Annotated in this window: 14 protein-coding genes; 4 read left to right on the top strand and 10 right to left on the bottom strand. The window is 63.9% G+C overall.

Annotated elements, in window-relative coordinates:
* Window positions 1-9 precede the first annotated feature (9 nt).
* Together ACO2Q4_RS20680 and ACO2Q4_RS20685 are read left to right on the top strand one after the other, a co-directional pair.
* Entirely contained in the window at window positions 10-1,596 is a 1,587-nt protein-coding gene (locus ACO2Q4_RS20680; protein WP_423321632.1) for an MFS transporter, read from the top strand.
* Window positions 1,597-1,599: 3 nt separating this feature from the next.
* Window positions 1,600-2,529 (top strand): pirin family protein, encoded by a 930-nt coding sequence (locus ACO2Q4_RS20685; RefSeq protein ID WP_423321634.1) that lies wholly within the window; start codon window positions 1,600-1,602, stop codon window positions 2,527-2,529.
* A gap of 196 nt (window positions 2,530-2,725) precedes the next feature.
* Here ACO2Q4_RS20685 and ACO2Q4_RS20690 read toward each other — a convergent pair whose 3' ends face one another.
* From ACO2Q4_RS20690 to ACO2Q4_RS20705, 4 genes are all read right to left on the bottom strand, one after another.
* The gene (locus ACO2Q4_RS20690; RefSeq protein ID WP_395133358.1) at window positions 2,726-4,054 is read right to left on the bottom strand and encodes an HlyD family type I secretion periplasmic adaptor subunit; all 1,329 of its coding nucleotides are present in this window, start codon (window positions 4,052-4,054) and stop codon (window positions 2,726-2,728) included.
* A complete protein-coding gene (locus tag ACO2Q4_RS20695; protein WP_423321636.1) occupies window positions 4,051-6,042 on the bottom strand; it encodes a type I secretion system permease/ATPase in 1,992 nt (663 codons plus the stop codon). Before ACO2Q4_RS20695 ends, ACO2Q4_RS20690 begins: the two co-directional genes overlap by 4 nt.
* Complete coding sequence (locus ACO2Q4_RS20700) at window positions 6,039-7,994, bottom strand: hypothetical protein (RefSeq protein ID WP_423321638.1); 1,956 nt, start codon at window positions 7,992-7,994, stop codon at window positions 6,039-6,041. Before ACO2Q4_RS20700 ends, ACO2Q4_RS20695 begins: the two co-directional genes overlap by 4 nt.
* Window positions 7,995-8,105: 111 nt before the next feature.
* On the bottom strand, window positions 8,106-10,274 hold the full coding sequence (locus ACO2Q4_RS20705; protein ID WP_311760401.1) for a hypothetical protein: 2,169 nt from the start codon (window positions 10,272-10,274) through the stop codon (window positions 8,106-8,108).
* Between the two features lie 746 nt (window positions 10,275-11,020).
* On the opposite strand from ACO2Q4_RS20705, the gene ACO2Q4_RS20710 reads away from it, so the two are divergent.
* Both ACO2Q4_RS20710 and ACO2Q4_RS20715 read left to right on the top strand, forming a co-directional pair.
* Window positions 11,021-11,527, top strand: coding sequence for a response regulator transcription factor (locus ACO2Q4_RS20710; RefSeq protein ID WP_423321640.1), 507 nt, complete (start codon window positions 11,021-11,023; stop codon window positions 11,525-11,527).
* Between the two features lie 2 nt (window positions 11,528-11,529).
* On the top strand, window positions 11,530-12,060 hold the full coding sequence (locus ACO2Q4_RS20715; RefSeq protein WP_311760516.1) for a hypothetical protein: 531 nt from the start codon (window positions 11,530-11,532) through the stop codon (window positions 12,058-12,060).
* Between the two features lie 87 nt (window positions 12,061-12,147).
* Here the strand turns inward: ACO2Q4_RS20715 and ACO2Q4_RS20720 are convergent, their stop codons facing one another.
* The 6 genes from ACO2Q4_RS20720 to ACO2Q4_RS20745 all read right to left on the bottom strand — a co-directional run bounded on the left by ACO2Q4_RS20720 (window position 12,148) and on the right by ACO2Q4_RS20745 (window position 16,642).
* Window positions 12,148-13,722 (bottom strand): GMC family oxidoreductase, encoded by a 1,575-nt coding sequence (locus ACO2Q4_RS20720; RefSeq protein ID WP_311760399.1) that lies wholly within the window; start codon window positions 13,720-13,722, stop codon window positions 12,148-12,150.
* A 16-nt stretch (window positions 13,723-13,738) separates the two neighbouring features.
* The gene (locus ACO2Q4_RS20725) at window positions 13,739-14,260 is read right to left on the bottom strand and encodes a Twin-arginine translocation pathway signal (RefSeq protein ID WP_423321642.1); all 522 of its coding nucleotides are present in this window, start codon (window positions 14,258-14,260) and stop codon (window positions 13,739-13,741) included.
* Between the two features lie 64 nt (window positions 14,261-14,324).
* A complete protein-coding gene (locus ACO2Q4_RS20730) occupies window positions 14,325-14,720 on the bottom strand; it encodes a VOC family protein (protein WP_423321644.1) in 396 nt (131 codons plus the stop codon).
* Between the two features lie 90 nt (window positions 14,721-14,810).
* Window positions 14,811-15,098: a ribbon-helix-helix domain-containing protein gene (locus ACO2Q4_RS20735; RefSeq protein ID WP_311760396.1), complete on the bottom strand. Its 288-nt coding sequence runs from the start codon at window positions 15,096-15,098 to the stop codon at window positions 14,811-14,813.
* Between the two features lie 133 nt (window positions 15,099-15,231).
* Entirely contained in the window at window positions 15,232-15,816 is a 585-nt protein-coding gene (locus ACO2Q4_RS20740) for a 2'-5' RNA ligase family protein (protein WP_423321646.1), read from the bottom strand.
* Window positions 15,817-15,904: 88 nt separating this feature from the next.
* The gene (locus ACO2Q4_RS20745) at window positions 15,905-16,642 is read right to left on the bottom strand and encodes a YoaK family protein (RefSeq protein ID WP_423321648.1); all 738 of its coding nucleotides are present in this window, start codon (window positions 16,640-16,642) and stop codon (window positions 15,905-15,907) included.
* Window positions 16,643-16,660: the final 18 nt, after the last annotated feature.

A 16,660-nucleotide genomic window follows, 5' to 3' on the forward strand; every position in this document is an offset into this window, starting at 1 on the left:
GGCTGAACCATGACCGATACACCCCAAACCACGCCCGAGACCGGTGGCGCATGGAGCCCCTTCCGACAAAGCGCTTTCACCGTGCTGTGGATTGCCACCGTCGTCTCGAACATCGGGACCTGGATGAATGACGTCGGCGCGGGATGGCTGATGACCAGCCTGGCGCCGTCGCCTCAGATCGTTGCGATGGTGCAGGCGGCGACCACGCTGCCGGTATTCCTGTTCGCGATCATCGCCGGAGCGGTGGCCGACATCGTTGATCGTCGCAAGCTGCTGCTGGTCGTGAACATCGCGCTGGCAATCGTGGCCTTAGCGGTGACCGCCGTCGTGCAAGCCGAAGCCATGACGCCGGTCCTTCTGTTGATCTTTACCTTTCTTCTGGGAAGCGGTGCGGCGTTCATCGCACCCGCCTGGCAGGCCATCGTGCCAAAACTGGTCCCGCGGCAGGATCTGACGGCCGCGGTTGCGCTGAACTCGATGGGCATCAACATCAGCCGCGCCATCGGGCCCGCGGTGGCGGGCATGTTGATCGCGGCCTTCGGGCTGGTCTGGCCATTCGCGCTGAACGCGGTCTCGACGCTGGTGGTCATCGCCGCGCTGATCTGGTGGAAACCGCAGGTCGAACCCGCCCGCAAGCTGCCGGCCGAGCATGTCTTTGGCGCAGCGATCGCAGGCCTGCGCTATGCGATCTTTACCCGGCCATTGCGGCTGGTCCTTGTTCGTGCAGCCGGGTTCTTTCTTTTTGCCAGCGCATTCTGGGCGATGCTGCCACTGGTGGCGCGGAACGTCCTGAGTGGCGGCGCAGGGCTTTACGGAGCGCTTCTGGCCTCGGTCGGGATCGGCGCGGTCGGCGGTGCGTTGGTCCTGCCCAAGCTGCGCACACGGCTTGGGCCAGACCGGACGGTGGTCCTTGGTTCGGCAGGCACGGCGATCGTGCTGGTCGTTCTGGCGCTGGTGCCGGGGCAAGCGCCAGCGCTGCTGGCCGGACTGATTGCCGGGGCATCCTGGATCGCGGTCCTCTCCAGCCTGAATGTCGCCGCACAATCGGCCCTGCCTGATTGGGTGCGCGCGCGGGGATTGGCCATCTATCTGACGGTATTTTCGGGCGCAATGTCGCTGGGCAGTCTTGGTTGGGGCACGATCGCGGCCCAGACGTCTGTTCCGACGGCGCTGCTGGTCGCCGCGCTGGGGCTTGTCTTCACGGTCCCGGCAACGCTTTGGGCACGGTTGGGCGGACATGCAGAGGATCACAGCCCGGCGCACCACTGGCCCGAGCCGAAGGCTGCCCCCGAGGATCAACCAGCCACCATCTGGATCGCCTATGATGTCCCAGTCGAGCAGCACGCTGCCTTCATTGCCCTGATGCAGGAACAGCGTCGCAGCCGTCGCGCCCATGGTGCGCATGGTTGGGTGCTGCGCCAGGACGCCTCCCGTCCGACCAGGCTGATCGAAAGCTGGCACGAGGCATCCTGGTTGGCGCATCTTCGCCACCACGACCGGGTCACCCATGCCGAGAAGGCGCTACAGGACCGCATTCGTGCCATGCTGAACGACGCTCCCGAGATCCATCACACCACTGCTCCAAGGAACATATGAGCCATGAGCTGGAACCCCACCCAAAACCCGGAATGTCCCCTGGACTCACTCGACAGCATCGAGACGCTGATCATTCCGCGCGCCCGCGACCTGGGCGGTTTCGAAGTGCGTCGCGCGCTGCCTGCCCCGAAACGTCAGATGGTCGGCCCGTTCATCTTCTTCGACCAGATGGGCCCGGCCGAGTTCCTGACCGGCGGCGGCATCGACGTGCGCCCGCATCCCCATATCGGGCTTGCCACCGTCACCTATCTTTACAAGGGCGAGTTCCATCACCGGGACAGCACGGGGGCCGACCAGATGGTCTATCCGGGCGAGGTGAACTGGATGATCGCGGGTAACGGCGTTACCCATTCCGAGCGAACCTCCGACGAGATGCGCACAAGGCCCGGCTCGCTTTTCGGCATCCAGACATGGGTGGCCCTGCCCGAACATGCCGAAGACAGCGACGCCAGCTTCGAACATCACGGACGCGAGGCGCTGCCCTTTATCGACGAGGGCGGCAAGCAGGTTCGCCTGATCCTTGGCTCGGCCTATGGCGCGACTGCCCCGGTCAAGACCTTCACCGAAACCTTCTATGCCGATGCGGTGCTGGCGGCTGGCGCAAAACTGCCTTTGCCCGACAACCACGAGGATCGCGGCGTTTATGTTTCCGAAGGCTCGGTCACCATTGCGGGCGACACGTTCGAAGCGGGCCGGATGATGGTGTTCCGCCCGGGCGACCACATCACCCTGACTGCCGGGGAGCGTGGTGCCCGTCTGATGGTTCTGGGCGGCGAGACGCTGAACGGGCCGCGCTATATCTCGTGGAACTTCGTTGCCTCATCGCAGGAGCGCATCGACGCCGCCAAGGAGGCATGGCGGCAAGGCGACTGGGCGCATGGCCGCTTTCAACTGCCGCCCGGTGACGATGCCGAGTTCATTCCGCTTCCGTGACTTGGAAGGTGCGCGTGCTCGGCCAGCTTGATGGCCAGAGCCGCGCAATGAGGCGACAATGCGGACAGCCGGTCCCTACGGATGCGGTTGTCTTGCGATGCGATCCAGCTTTCCGGGCAGGCTTGCATTCCGGCAGATGCGGTGACGCCGAACCGCAGCTTTTCAGGCCCATTTCCTTCGCCGCCCCTGGCTTACCCTAGTTCTCGCGGAAGGCGCGGGACAGGCTGTCTTCGATCGGCTTGACCAGATATTCGAAGAAGGTGCGGGCAGCCGTTTCAATCATGACTTCGGCTGGCATCCCGGGGGTAGGGTGAAAGCCCGGAACCCGCTCAAGTTCGCTGGCCGGCAAGGCGACACGGGCAAGGTAGATTTCATGCCGTACGCCATCGGTTTCCGTCGCCAGCGCATCGGCCGAGACATAGACCAAGGTGCCTTGCAGCACAGGGGTCGTGCGCTGGTTCAGCGCAGTCAGCCGCACTGCCGCATGCTGGCCCACCTCGACATCGTCGATATCGCCGCGCGAAATCTGGGACTCGATCACCAAGGGCGCATCCAGCGGCAGGATTTCCAGAATCGGTTTGCCCGCCTCGATCACGCCGCCGGGGGTGTGGTAATACAGCCGGACGATGGTGCCCGAAACCGGGGAAAGGATCTCTGATCGCTCAAGGATATCCTGCGCCTTCATCGACTGCTCGCGCACGCTGTCCAGATCGGCCTCGATCGATTGGCTTTCGTCCATCGCGGTCTGCGTGTGCTGGTTGCGGGTCTGAGAGATCTCGCGCTCGGCCTTGCGGATGGTTTCCTCGGTCTCGGCGATCTCGGCGTTCAGGCGACCGATCTGACCTTCGGCATCCGCAATGGCGCGGGCCAGCGTATTCACGTCGCTGCGCCGTACAAGACCGCGCTTGAACAGGTGCTCGCGGGTATCAAGATCCTCGCGCAGCAGGTTGGCCTGAATTTGCACCGCCGCCAGTTCCTTTTGGAAACCTTGAATGCGCGAACGACCGGCGGCGATATTGCTTTCCAGAAGCCCGACTTCCCCGTCCAGCTTGGTGCGAGCGGTTCGAAAGGCACCCATCTGCTCGGTCATGATCGCGGCAAAGCTGGGATCGTCGCCCCGCTGGTTCAGCCAGTCCGAAAACAGGGGCTGGTCGGCATGGTCATACTCGGCGCGCAACCTTGCACCGATCGCCTCAAGCCGGGCACGGCGCAGGTCCAGTTCACGCTGGTTGGCCTGCGCGGCGGTGCCGTCCAGTCGCAGCAGCGCCTGTCCTTCGGTGACGCTGTCGCCCTCGCCCACAAGGATTTCGTGGATGATGCCGCCCTCAAGGTGCTGGACGATCTTGTTCTTGCCGGTGGCGACGAAGGTGCCGGGCGACATGATCGCCGCCGCAAGGGGCGCGCGCAGCGCCCATGTGCCGAAGCCGCCAAAGGCAAGGGCCAGAAGCACCAGCCCGACGGTCAGATGCCAGCGGACCGAGCGCGGCACCTGCGCATAGATCTGGTTGTCGGTGTGCAGCATCATGGCGTCGTTCCCGCTGGACCGGATGACGGGGGCGCCGGTGGCGCCGACGGCGCGGCGTTGGGCAGCACGCTTTCGGACTGCCGCTGGCGGGCGAGTTTTTCAAGCATCTGGTCGCGTGCGCCGAACATCGCGATCTGCCCGTCGGCCAGCAGCATGATATTGTCGACGTCGCGCAGCACCGCCTGTTTCTGAGTAATGACGATCATCGTGATCCGGTCGCGCTTGGCCAGCGCCATCGCCCGCGACAGCGCCCGGTCGCCCGCCGTGTCGAGGTTCGAGTTCGGCTCATCCAGCACCACCAGCCGGGGATTGCCGAAAAACGCACGCGCCAGCCCGATGCGCTGCTTCTGCCCGCCCGACAAGGGCGAGCCATCGGCGGCCACCATTGTCTCATAGCCTTCGGGCAGCTTCGCGATCATGTCATGGACATCGGCCAGGACCGCCGCCTGATAGATATCCTCGTCGCTGGCATCAAAGCGCATGCGGGCGATATTCGCCTTGATCGTGCCGGGGAACAGCTGCACGTCCTGTGGCAGATAGCCGATGGACTGACCCAGTTGCCGTTGATCCCAGTTGCGCAGGTCCATCAGGTCCAGCCGCACGCTGCCCGAAGTGGGCAGGATCGAGCCGACCAGCATCTTGCCCAGGGTCGTCTTTCCCGCACTGGACTTGCCGACAATGGCCAGCGAAATCCCGGGATTCAGCGAAAAGGTAACCGAGTTCAGCACCACCCGCTTGGTCCCGACCGGGACGTAGAGCAGGCGCTCGACATCCAGCCGCCCTTCGGGCCGGGGCAGTTGCAGCCTTTGCTGGTTCAGCGGCGAGGATTTCAGCAGGCTCTGGATGCGTCCATAGGCCGAACGCGACAGCGAGACGCTGTTCCAGCCCTCGATCGCGCCTTCGATCGGGGCCAGCGCCCGGCCCGCGATGATCGAGGCGGCGATGACCATGCCGCCGGTGATCTGCCCGTGCAGCGCAAGGTTCGCACCCCAGCCCAGCAACCCCACCTGTGTCAGCAGCCGCACCCCACGCGACAGACCGGCAAAGAAGATGTTGCGGTCCTGCGCCTTGACCTGCGCTGCCATCGAGCCCGCCGCGTCCCGTCCCCAGATCGTCACCGCCTCGGGGATCATGGCCAGCGCATTGATGATCTGCGAATTGCGCGCCATCGATTCCAGATGCAGGTTGGCGCGGCTCAGGTGGCGGTTCGCCTCGGCAAAGGGCTTGGCGGTGAAGTGCTGGTTGATCAGCGCGATCGACAGCAGCAGGATCGCCGTTGCGAGCACGATGAAGCCCAGTTGCGGATGGACCAGAAAGATCGCCAGGATAAAGACCGGCGTGAAGGGCAGGTCCAGCATGGACAGCAGCGTTCCCGAAACAAGGAAGTTGCGCAGCGTCTGCAGGTCGCCCAGGGTCTGGTATTCCTGCCCGTTGCTTTGCAGCGATGCGCGCGCCGCCGCTGACAGGATCGGTGCACCCAGCCGCGCCGAAAGATCCACCGAACTGCGCAGCAGCATCCCCCGCCGGATGCCGTCAAAGGTCACCTGCAGCAACACCGCGCCGATGATCAGCACCGTCAGCATGATGAGCGTGTCGATCGAACGGCTGGTCAGGACCCGGTCCGAGATCTGGAACAGATAGATCGGGATCGCCAGCACAAGGATATTGGTGACGCCGCTGAACAGCAGCACCCCAAGGATATTGGCCCAGATCTGGCGCAGGCTGGCCTGCAATGCATGCGAGATGTCGGGCTCGGCCACCCGCTTGTGAAATCCTGAGGACTTCCCGCCTGGCCCGGCGGGCAGATCGGGCAATCGCCCGGCCTGCTGATCGATGATCGGACCCTTGCCCAAGGGGGCGGCGCTGCTGGGCGGGCGCGGCGTCTGCTGCTGCCAGCCCTGCCCCATGCCCTGGGCGGTGTCCTGCTGCTGTCCCTGCCCTGTCTGGGCGTTGCGCCCGAAGGGGCCTCGCGTTCTGTCCTGTGTCATGCCAGCACGGTTTCCATGATGTCGGCCGGAACCGCGCCGTCATGATGCAGAGGACCGACATCGCGGTCGCCATCATTCTGGTCCAGCATGCCATCGGCCAGAAACAGCACCGCCTCGCTGGCCAATGGCGCGGGTCCGGCCCCCATATGCAGGGGCCGTTCGCTGACCAGTTCGGCCTGGTGCAGCAAGGCGTCGGAATAATAACCTCCGCCGGAATGGATGGTCGCATCGACCCCGTATTCGGTGATCTGCGCCACGTTGACCAGCGTGTTCGAGCCGGTGACCACGCGGACATCGCCGCCAAGCTGGGCATCCGACAGATAGGTCTCGATCTGGTCGGAATCGCCCAGCACATTGGTCTGGCGGATCATGTTGACCGAAACCAGATCACCCTTGATGTGCAGCACGCGCAGCACGTCAAGGCCCGCAAAGGCCGGATCGTTCAGGACCGAGGCCGGCAGGATCACCCGCCCATCAGCGGCCAGCCGCATCATCGTGTCATAGGCATCGTTCGATCCCGCGAAATTCTCGCGGCCGATCTGGTTGATGGTTGCATCGTTGACCAGAAGGTTGTCGCCAGAGCTGATCCTGCCGCCCCCCGCGCCCATGTTGATGCTGTCATTGTCCAGCATCACGTTGGTCTGCAGGATCGCGTTCAGGTTCAGGATATACCCGTCGATGATGATCAGGTCGAATTGCGAGCCAAGCTCGGCCAGCGAGACATGGTTCACCGCGCCGTTGTCCCCGATCAGCAACAGCGTCTTGTCTCCGTGCAGCGTGAACGAGGTGATGTCGTCGTCGCTGATGAAATTGTACTGGTCGATCCAGTTGACGCTGACCAGACTGCCCTCCAGCGTCGCGGTCAGCCAGAACTGCGGCGCATCGCCGTCGCCAGTCGGATGGGACAGAGGATTGGCGGTCAGGCTGTAGGATGCGAAATTCAGCGCGTTGGTCGGGCTCTGGTCCAAATCCAGCACGCCATTGGGCGACAGGATGCGGTCCAGATCGCTCCAGACATTGACCTGGCTGATGATGGTGTAGCTGTAGACCCCCTGCGCCGCCGCCAGCACCGGGGCGGTGATCCAGGCCGAGACGATATTGGCCTCGTTGACCAGCATGTTGTTGCCAAGCACGATCTCATGCTGGGCGGTATTGTCGCGCCAATCCTCATCCTGCCGTTCCTGCGTATAGGCGGGCAGCAGGGCGTCCAGATCCGGGCGCGCGTCAACAGCCACTCCGTCCTGATACTTGCCCAGCACTTCTTGTCCCGTACGGGTCCAGCTTACCGATCCTTCGGGCATGTTGTCAGGGGCCTCGGCATCGCGAAACAGCTGCGCCATCTCCAGAAACGCGTCCTCGCCCGAGGGGGGGGCCACCGGCAGCGACACGCCCAATTGCCCCGCCTGGTCGTAAAGCATCTGCAAGGGTGCGTTTGCGCCATCCTCGCCAAAGGGAATCTCACCCCGCAGCACCAGATCGCCGTCGTAAAGGACCGATTGCTGAAAGTTGTACAGAGCCACGGAATCAGGCGCCGGCATTGTCCATTCGGGAACGGGATGCTCGGGCGGGGTGTGCGGCTCGGGCGGGGTTCCGGGCGGATGCGAGGTCGCGACAGTCCCGATGACCGGGGGATTGAAGTCGCGGATTTGCTCGGGCGGCAGGGCAAAGGGGATCGGAGCCCGCTCCAGATCCATGGGCTGCCGGCTTAGAACCGGGGTCAGCTCGTAAGGGGACGGGCTGGGGGGAGTATAGGTCAGGCCGGGCAGAAAGTCCGGAACCTCGAAAGGATAGGCTGTCACCAGATCCTTGGGAACGATGTGGCCCGGATCGAATTCGACACGGGCCGGGTCCAGTTCCTCGTAATTGATCCTAAGCCGGATGACTTCGTCGGTAATGTGAAAAATGCCGATGAAATGCCAGATTGCTTCGTCAGCCGCAGATATCAAAAGCATGTCGTGATCCTTCCCAGACGAGTCCCTCGGCGGCCGGTCCGAAGGGGTTCTCGCTACATGCGTCCTGCGCGAATGGGCTTCGCGCAGGATATTGTTTCAGATCTTGGCCGCTCAGGCGTCGTCGCCGACCACGCTGGAGTTCAGATCGCCTCCGACGACGGTCATATCGACCGAGTTGCCAAGGATATTGGCGCCCATGACGATGCTCTGGTTGAACGCCGTGGTGTCCAGGACGCCATCTGCCGAGGCGGTCGAGGTCCCGGTGACATAGCCGTCGTCACCGTTGTTCGAGCCCCACATCCCGGCATTGGCCGAACCGCCTGCACCGGTCGTGATGTCGCTGATGTCGCCGCCATTGCCGCTGCTGGCATTGGCACCGTAACCGCCCATGGACCAGCCGCCGGTGGCTTCGGCATAGCCGCCGTCTCCACCCGTTGCATCGGCCGCGCCACCCATTCCGTCTCCGGCCACTGCGCCGCCGAACCCGGCACCATAGCCGCCCGCTTCGCCACCGGCACCGCCGGTCGACGTCGCATTGCCCGTGCCGCTGCCCGAGGCAGCACCCGAGGCCGCGTCGCCGCCGACACTTGCCGCTGCGGCCAGCGCCGCGCCAAGGCCATTGCCATCGCCGCCGTCGCCGCCTCCGCCGCCATTGCCGCTGTCGCCGCTGTCGCCGCCAGCGCCGCCATTGCCGCTGTCACCACCGGCCCCGCCGGTGCCGCTATTGCCGCCATAGCCGCCGTAGCCGCCATAGCCGCCTTCGCCACCAGCGCCGCTGGCACCGCCATAGCCGCTGTCGCCGCTGTCGCCGCCGTCACCCGCGTCGCCGCTGTCACCTGCGTCTCCGCTGGTTCCACCGGTGGCGCCGCCGACGCCAAGGCCAAGCAGCGCGCCAATACCAACGCCGATGCCGCCAAGGGCAGGACCGCCCGCGCCACCGTCGCCGCTGTCACCGCCGTCGCCGGCGCTGCCGGTGCTGCCGCCCGCGCCAGCATCGCCGCTGTCGCCGCCAGAGCCACCTTCGCCGCCTTCGCCGCCGTCTCCGCCGTCACCGGTCTCACCGCCGTCGCCGGCACTGCCGCTTTCGCCGCCGTCACCCGCATCGCCGGTCGCACCGCTGCTGCCACCTGCCGCACCGGCACCGCCAAGGCCTGCGCCCAGGCCCAGTGCGCCTGCGCCCGCCGCGCTGCTACCGCCGGTCGCGTCGCCGCTTTGGCCCGCGCCAAGACCGACACCAAGCGCCCCGGAATCGCCGCCCGAGGCATCACCGCCCTGACCGGCACCAAGACCGACACCAAGTGCCGAGCCGCCGACGCCGATGCCGCCAAGTGCGGCAGCGCCTCCGCCTGCGGCCCCCGTGGCCACGCCGCCAGCCGAAGTGGCACTGCCACCGGCCGCATCCGCATAGCCTTCGCCGCCGACCGCAAGCACATGGCCGCCGTCGCCGCCGGTGCCGCCGGCATCAATGCCGTCGCCCGAATCCGCGTCGCCGCCATTGGCATCGCCGTTCTGGTTGAATTCGGAAGCATTGGTGACGTCCGGGTCGGTCAGGCTGTCTTCGTCGTTGATCTCGCCGACCTGGTTGTTGACGGTGCCGACACCGTCGCCGATCGTGATGTTTTCCAGCCGCACGTCATGCGTGCCGACATTCACCTCGCCATCGCGGTTGACCAGCACATCGCCCATCGTGCCATAGGCATTGTCGATGTCGACATAGTCGTTGTCCGACGGCTCCCAGCCGTCCAGGTCCAGCGACACATCCACCGTGGTCGTCACGTTGGTTGCGACATCCGTGTAGTTGTTGGCTTCGTTCGTCGCGGTGTTGCTGCTGTCATTGCTGTTCGCAGAACTGTTGCTGGCCGAATTCGCAGCCGAATTGGCGGCACTGTTCGAGGCATCGTTGCTGGACGTGTTGTCCGCAGCGTTCGTTGCGCCGTTCTCCGCGTTGTTGTGGGCACCGTTCGCCGCACCGTTCAACGCGCCATTCGCCGCACCATTCAGCGCAATGTTGCCTGCGCCGTTATAGGATTCCGAACTGCTTTCATTGCTGTTCGAATTCTCGTTTCCATTCGTGTTTTCGTTGCTTTGGGACTGTTCCTGGCCTTGTCCCTGACCTTGCCCCTGGCCTTGCCCCTGTCCCTGCGCTTGCAGGTTCAGCTGGCCTTGACCCTGGCCCTGGCCCTGGCCTTGTCCCTGACCTTGCCCCTGGCCCTGATCCTGATCCTGGCTTTGACTGTCGAGGGGCCAGGCGAACAGGTTCGTACTACGGCTGTCAGCCATCGTGCTCACTCCCTACGGGTGGGCGGGTACGGTCAATGCATTCGCAGACACGTCGCCCCGTCCGGGTTAAAGGTGAAGAGAAAGCAAACCGAGTCCGACCGCTGAGCCCATGCTCACCGTCTTGACGGCGCAACCGTCCCCGCTTTGCTGAGTGTATCAAGTCGCCGCTCCTCCACCTCGAGCGACTCCCGATTCGGACGCGGCGAAATACCCGCACCGACATCATCGAAAATACGCCGAGAGGCCTTGTGCTTCCTAGCCGCTCGAAGGCGCTAGGCCTGCCTCTAACCGTTGGAGCCTCAGCCATGCCCGGTGGCTATAGCCTTTCGGCACGAATTGGACGCGGGACCATGCGAACGGGTTAGCCCGTTTGGCTATAGTTTCTGCGGTTGAGGGGATGGACGACGCTTTTTGGTCCGGCACCTGCCCAATTCACTGGCGGCGCTGCCACGTTATGTTACCTTCCACGAGTCTAGACACGCTACCACCGTCTGAGAAGCGGCAAAATCATTGACACGAGCGTGTCAAGGATGGCGCCGCCACCGCTACCAGAACGGAGTGTAATGATGATTCCAAGTCGTAACGATTTACCGGCACTTGTCCCCGAAGTTTCCCTTCCCGTGGTCGAGGTGGTTTTTGTCGGCAATCACTGCAATTTTTCGGGCTGCCTGATTTCTGCGACAGTGCAGGAATTGGGGGGAGTAAGCTCGGCAACCCTCAGCTCGTTTCCAAAATTTCAGGAATTCGTGCAGACCACCGGCGCCTTGCCGGAAGTCCTGCTGCTGGACGAGCCCCTGATGCGCAGCATGACCCCTGCCGAATGGACATGGGTGCTGAGCCTGCCCGGCCTAAGGTTGGGCATCGCCTACAGCACCATGGAATTCGCACTGGCATGTCATGCCGATCCGGCCCTGCGACGACATTCGGTCAATCTTCTGCCGCTGAATGTGCGGCTGGATGTATGGCTGTCCATCGTCAAGCTGATCGTCCATGGCGGCAGCTATGTCTGCCCCGAGGTCATCGCGGCGCTTCCCCACGAGGAGCGAACCGAGGCCGTCGGCGTCTCTGGCCTTACGCAACGGCAGCTTGATGTCTTGCAACAGGTCGCGGACGGTCATTCCAACAAGAGCATCGCCAAGAATCTGGGCCTGTCGATCCACACCGTCAAGCTGCACTTGCACAATGGCAGCATCCGGCTGGGCGCGCGCAACCGGACCGAAGCGGCGATGCGCTTTCGCGAGATGCGCCCGTGACCATGCCCGGGCCCCAGCCCGACGACCTTTCCGGTCTGATCCCGACCGGAGAGGCCGGGCTGGACGCGATCCTGTTGCGGGTCGGGCGCCTGAATTATGCCTGGAGCAACACCGAAAGCCTGCTGGTCCATCTGATGGCCGGGCTTTCGGGCATGGCGATGGATGCAGCGGTCGTGGTGTTTTTATCCCTTAGTTCGACCCGGGCGCGGATCGAACTGGTCGAAAGGCTGGCCAAGCAGCGCCTTGCTTCAGGTCCGGAACGGCATGACCTGCTGGACCTGATGGCGCGATTTGGACGGTTCTCGGCGGTGCGCAACCGCTACAATCACAGCCTGTGGTCCTTTCAGGAGGATGGCTCGATCGCCACCATCCTGATGCGGATCGCTGACCGTCGCGACCGCATCAGGATCGGTCAGCGCCAGCCCCTGACCGCCGAGGAAATGGCCCGGCTGGATCAGGACCTCGACGACCTGTCCGAACTGAACCGCGCGATCTGGAGGTTCCTGCACAAGCACGGCTATCCGATCGACTGATCTACGCGCGAGGATGATCGACACGCGCAAACCTTCATGGCTGGGCCGCCGACGACGGGTCCGTCAGGGCGTCGGCGGCCCGCTTTCTCAGACGTTCCCGGCGGCCATCTCCGTCGCGATGTGGTCGGCCTGCCGGATGGCAAGGGCAACGATGGTCAGCGTCGGGTTCTCGGCCGCGCCACTGGTGAACTGGCTGCCATCACTGATGAACAGGTTCGACACGTCGTGGGACTGTCCGTGCTTGTTCACCACCCCGTCCTCGGGCTTTTCGGACATGCGGTTCGTCCCAAGGTTGTGGGTCGAGGGATAGGGCGGCGTCGGCATGGTTCGCGTGGCGCCCACCTCGCGATAGATCGATTGCCCGACCTGATAGGCGTGGTTGCGCATGGCGATGTCGTTGGGGTGATCGCTGAAATTCACGTTCGCCACCTTCAGCCCAAAACGGTCCTCGACCTCTGACAGCGTCACCCGGTTGTCGGCCTGGGGCATGTCCTCGCCCACGATCCACATGCCGGCCATGTTTTCATAGCTGTCCAGCGCGGTCGTGAACTCTCGGCCCCACGAGCCGGGATCAAGGAAAGCGGCCATGAACGGCAGGCCAAGGCTCAGCGTCTCCAACTCATAGCCGCCGACAAACCCGCGCGAGGGATCGTGGCGCGCCTCATCGCGGATGATCCCGGCCATGGTGGTGCCGCGCCACATATGCACGGGTTTTTCGAAGATCCCATAGACCGAACCGGTGGTGTGGCGCATGTAGTTCCGCCCCACCTGCCCCGAGCGATTGCCCAACCCGTCCGGGAACATCGCGCTGTGAGAGTTCAGCAGCAGCCGGGGGCTTTCGAAGCTGTTTCCCGCGACGCAGACCAGCCGGGCCTTCTGCATGTGCAGGTTGCCATCCTTGTCGAAATACTCGACGCCCGTGACCTTGCCCTTGTCGTCATGCAGGATGCGGGCGGCATGGGCATTGTCGCGGACTTCAAGATTACCGGTCGCTTCACCGCGCGGAATGTCGGTATAGGCGGCCGACCATTTTGCGCCCCACTTGCAGCCCTGAAAGCAGAAGCCCGTCTGCTGGCAGGACATCCGGTCATCATATTCGACGCTGTTGATGGCCATGTTGCCGGTATGGACTTCCTTGTATCCAAGCGCCTTGGCACCTTTTTCAAACACCTTGAAATTGCTGTTTCCCGGCAATCTCGGGCGACCGCCAACGCCCGACACGCCCAGCTTCGCCTCGGCCTTGTCGTACCAAGGCTGCATTTCGGTGCCGTCGATCGGCCAATCCAGTAGGTTGGCCCCCTCGACCGTGCCATAGTTGCTTTTCGCCTTCCACTCATGCTCCTGGAAGCGCAGCGAGGCCCCCGCCCAGTGGATCGAGGTTCCCCCCACTGCCTTCACGATCCAGGCCGGCAAACCGGCGAAATCCTTTGCCACGCGCCAGTCGCCCGATGTGGTGCGCGGGTCGGTCCAGGCAAGCTGGCCGAAACTTTCCCATTCGTCATTGATGTAATCTTCGGGAAGATAGCGCCCCCCTGCCTCCAGCGCGACGACCTTGACGCCCTTTTGCGCCAGTTCGTTGGCGAGTACCCCACCGCCCGAGCCGGTGCCCACGATGACCACCACGCTGTCGTCGTTCAGATCGAATTTGGCTGCTTGTGCCATGATGCATTTCCCCCCTTCACAGCCAGTCGATGTCGTCGAAGCCACGATTGATGTAGCCGCCTTGCGAGAAGGACTCGCCTTCATAGCCGAAGATCGGCCAGATCTCCTTCTGGTTGTATAGCCCGGTTACCAACCCACCGCGGACGGTCTGGAAGAACTTCGATTCCTCGACAGCGCGCAGGATCGCGACGCGCTCTGCCTCCCATCCGGCGGAAAGATAGTCCTCGAAGCCGGCATCCTTGGCGGCCTTGTCGATGGCGGCGATCCCTTCGGCCACAACCGCCTTCTGTTCGGCACTGTCATAGCCCTTGACCGCGATCGCATAGAACCGGTCGCCCACCCTGTCATGGGGATAGATGTCGCGCGCCATCTGCAGCAGCGTCGCCATCTCGTGTTCGCTGACATGGGTGACTTCGACCGCCCAGGCGGCGTCCGGAGCGGCGACAAAGCCGGTCCCGATGACGGCCAAGGTGCCAGCTGCAACGGCGCGCGACAACAGCGCCCGCCGGGTCAGCCCCTGCTTGCTGAGTTCTGACATGTTTCCTTTCCTCCTCCCACGCTTTCCGTCGGGGTCGGCCGCTCCTCCGGCAGGCCGCGACGGCTTATTTGTAGCGGCCTCCCCGCTGCAGAACCTCGATCTGGTAGCCATCCGGATCGGCAATGAAGAAGAACCGCGCAATCACCGTTCCGCCCGGCGCGAAATCGACCAGCTTGCGCGGATTAAGGCCCCCGGCCTCAAGCCGGGCGTGACATGCGTCCACGTCCTCGACCGAGAAAGCGACATGGCCATAGCCATCGCCCAGATCATAGGGTGTGTCGCGCCCCTTGTTGACGGTCAGCTCCAGCTCGGTCTCGCTTTCACCGTTCGACAGATAAACCAGCGTAAATGTGTCGAAATCCAGCCGGTCGGCGACTTCAAGGCCAAAACAGCGGGCATAGAAATCAACCGATCGCGTCTCATCCAGCACCCGGATCATCGAATGGATATATTTTGCCATGCTCGCCGCCTTTTGCTTCCTGTCTGGACCAAGGCTAAAGGCCGCAATCCGCTGTCAGGTAGTAACGGCTTACTACAGGCGCGATTAACGCTATTCGGCGGCAGTCGCGGCCAGATGGTGCTCGTCACCCAGATGGATCGTGCAGGCACAGCGCAGAAGCGAGGTAAAGTTCCTGACTTCGCCATGCAACTCAAGCACTTCGGCATGAAGCTTGGAAATGAACCCCGGTGTCGAAAGACCCTGCTGCGCGGCGATACGGTCAAGGATTCGCCAGAAGGCGCGCTCAAGCCGGATCGAGGTGGACTGCCCGTTCAGCCGCAGCCGCCGCGTCACCGTTTCGTATCGTTCGGGATCCTGCCCCGCAAAGACCTGGCACATAGCTTGATCTCTTTACATCCGGTTGCCCAACATTGTGGCATCCCGGTCCTGCGGTCAACGAGTTCCGATGGTCCCGGACCGCCATTCCTTCCGAGCCGGAAATGAGAAGCGCCGCCTGGGCCGTATCGGTGCACTATTGCTTGCCGCCCGACGCCGGATCGTCCGGCGCGCGGTCCAATCTCCATGAGGCCAACGGAATGTGCCGCCCCACACCGCGCAGGCTTTCGGTCAGCGTGAAGCTGTCGATCTGCCAGTGGATCGGCTGAGGCAGGGTGATGTCATCGCCAAAGCCCTTGCCATAAGCCAGCGTGACATGGGGAACCAGCCGCCATCGCGGCCAGCGCAGGTCCTCGGGCAGCGCCGAGAGCAGGGCCGCGGCAAGCGCCTCTCCCTCAACGCTGCGTCCGCCGGCCACGGTCAGGACCAACGGGTTGTTGCGCGCCCGCCCGTGACGCCATGTCGCAAGACGATCAAACTGGACGTCGAAGACAGGACAGGTGACAGCCGCCCCGACATTCAGAAGCTGATCGACCAGCCCTTCGGGAACGACGCTGACATCCGCGACCAGCAGAATGGTCATGTGCAGCTTGTCGCGGCGCAGCTTTTCACCCGTGCCCAGGGTCTGCCACGCATCCGCCATCTGTTCGGCAACGTCCTCGGGCGGGCGGGCCGCGAAGAAGAAGAAATGGGATGAGGGGGTCTTGCCGGAATGCGCCATGATGGAAGCATCGCTTGGATCGGCCGGCTGGTCGATCCCCTGACATGCGGCTGCGCGTCCCGCAGGCCCCCGCTTCGTTGGCTGCGATCTAGGCCCGCAGCAGCGACGGGACCGACAGGCCCAGCAGCACCGCCGCCAGCGGAAGCGAGAAAAGGAACCCCAGCGCGGCATAGCCAGCGGCTCCGACAATCCCGCCCAGAACGAATGTGCCGACCAGGGTCAGCAGGATTCGCAGCTTGGCGCGGTCCGCGGAAACGCCGGAGCCGGGAAAAACTGCGCCGCACAGCGCGCGGCCGCATTCGATGCCGATATCCGTGACCATGCCCGTCGCATGGGTCGTACGGACGCGGGCGTAGGAAATCTTGGTGATGGTCGCGTTCTGCATGCCCATGATGAAGCACAGGCAGGCCAGCGCGAACAGATGCCCGACCGGACCCGAAAGGATGCCGCCTGTCGAAAAGCAGGCCAGCAGAAATCCCTGCAACGCCAGTGGGATGGCATAAAGCTCTCGGAACTTGCGGCTGCGCGCCCAGTTGATCAGCAGGCTGCTGAGCGCCGCCCCGGCCACGAAGGAGCTGATCGCCAGCAGCGCCGATCCCAGCACCACCACCCTTCCCCCGATCAGACTGTCGGCCACCTGCGACAGGTAGCCGGTCATATGCGAGGTATACTGCCCCAGCGCGAAGAACCCGCCGGCATTCGCCGCGCCGGCGATGAAGGCCAGGATGCGGGCCAGTGCGAAGTCCGAACCAGCCGAGCGCCTATGCCCGACAAGCACCCTTGCCGAGATGATCGGGCGACGAATGTGCCTGTGGGGCGCGATCATCGGGCTGGCACCTGTCGG

Origin of the sequence: Paracoccus sp. KR1-242, from assembly GCF_049446195.1 — a bacterium.
Lineage (GTDB): Bacteria > Pseudomonadota > Alphaproteobacteria > Rhodobacterales > Rhodobacteraceae > Paracoccus > Paracoccus broussonetiae.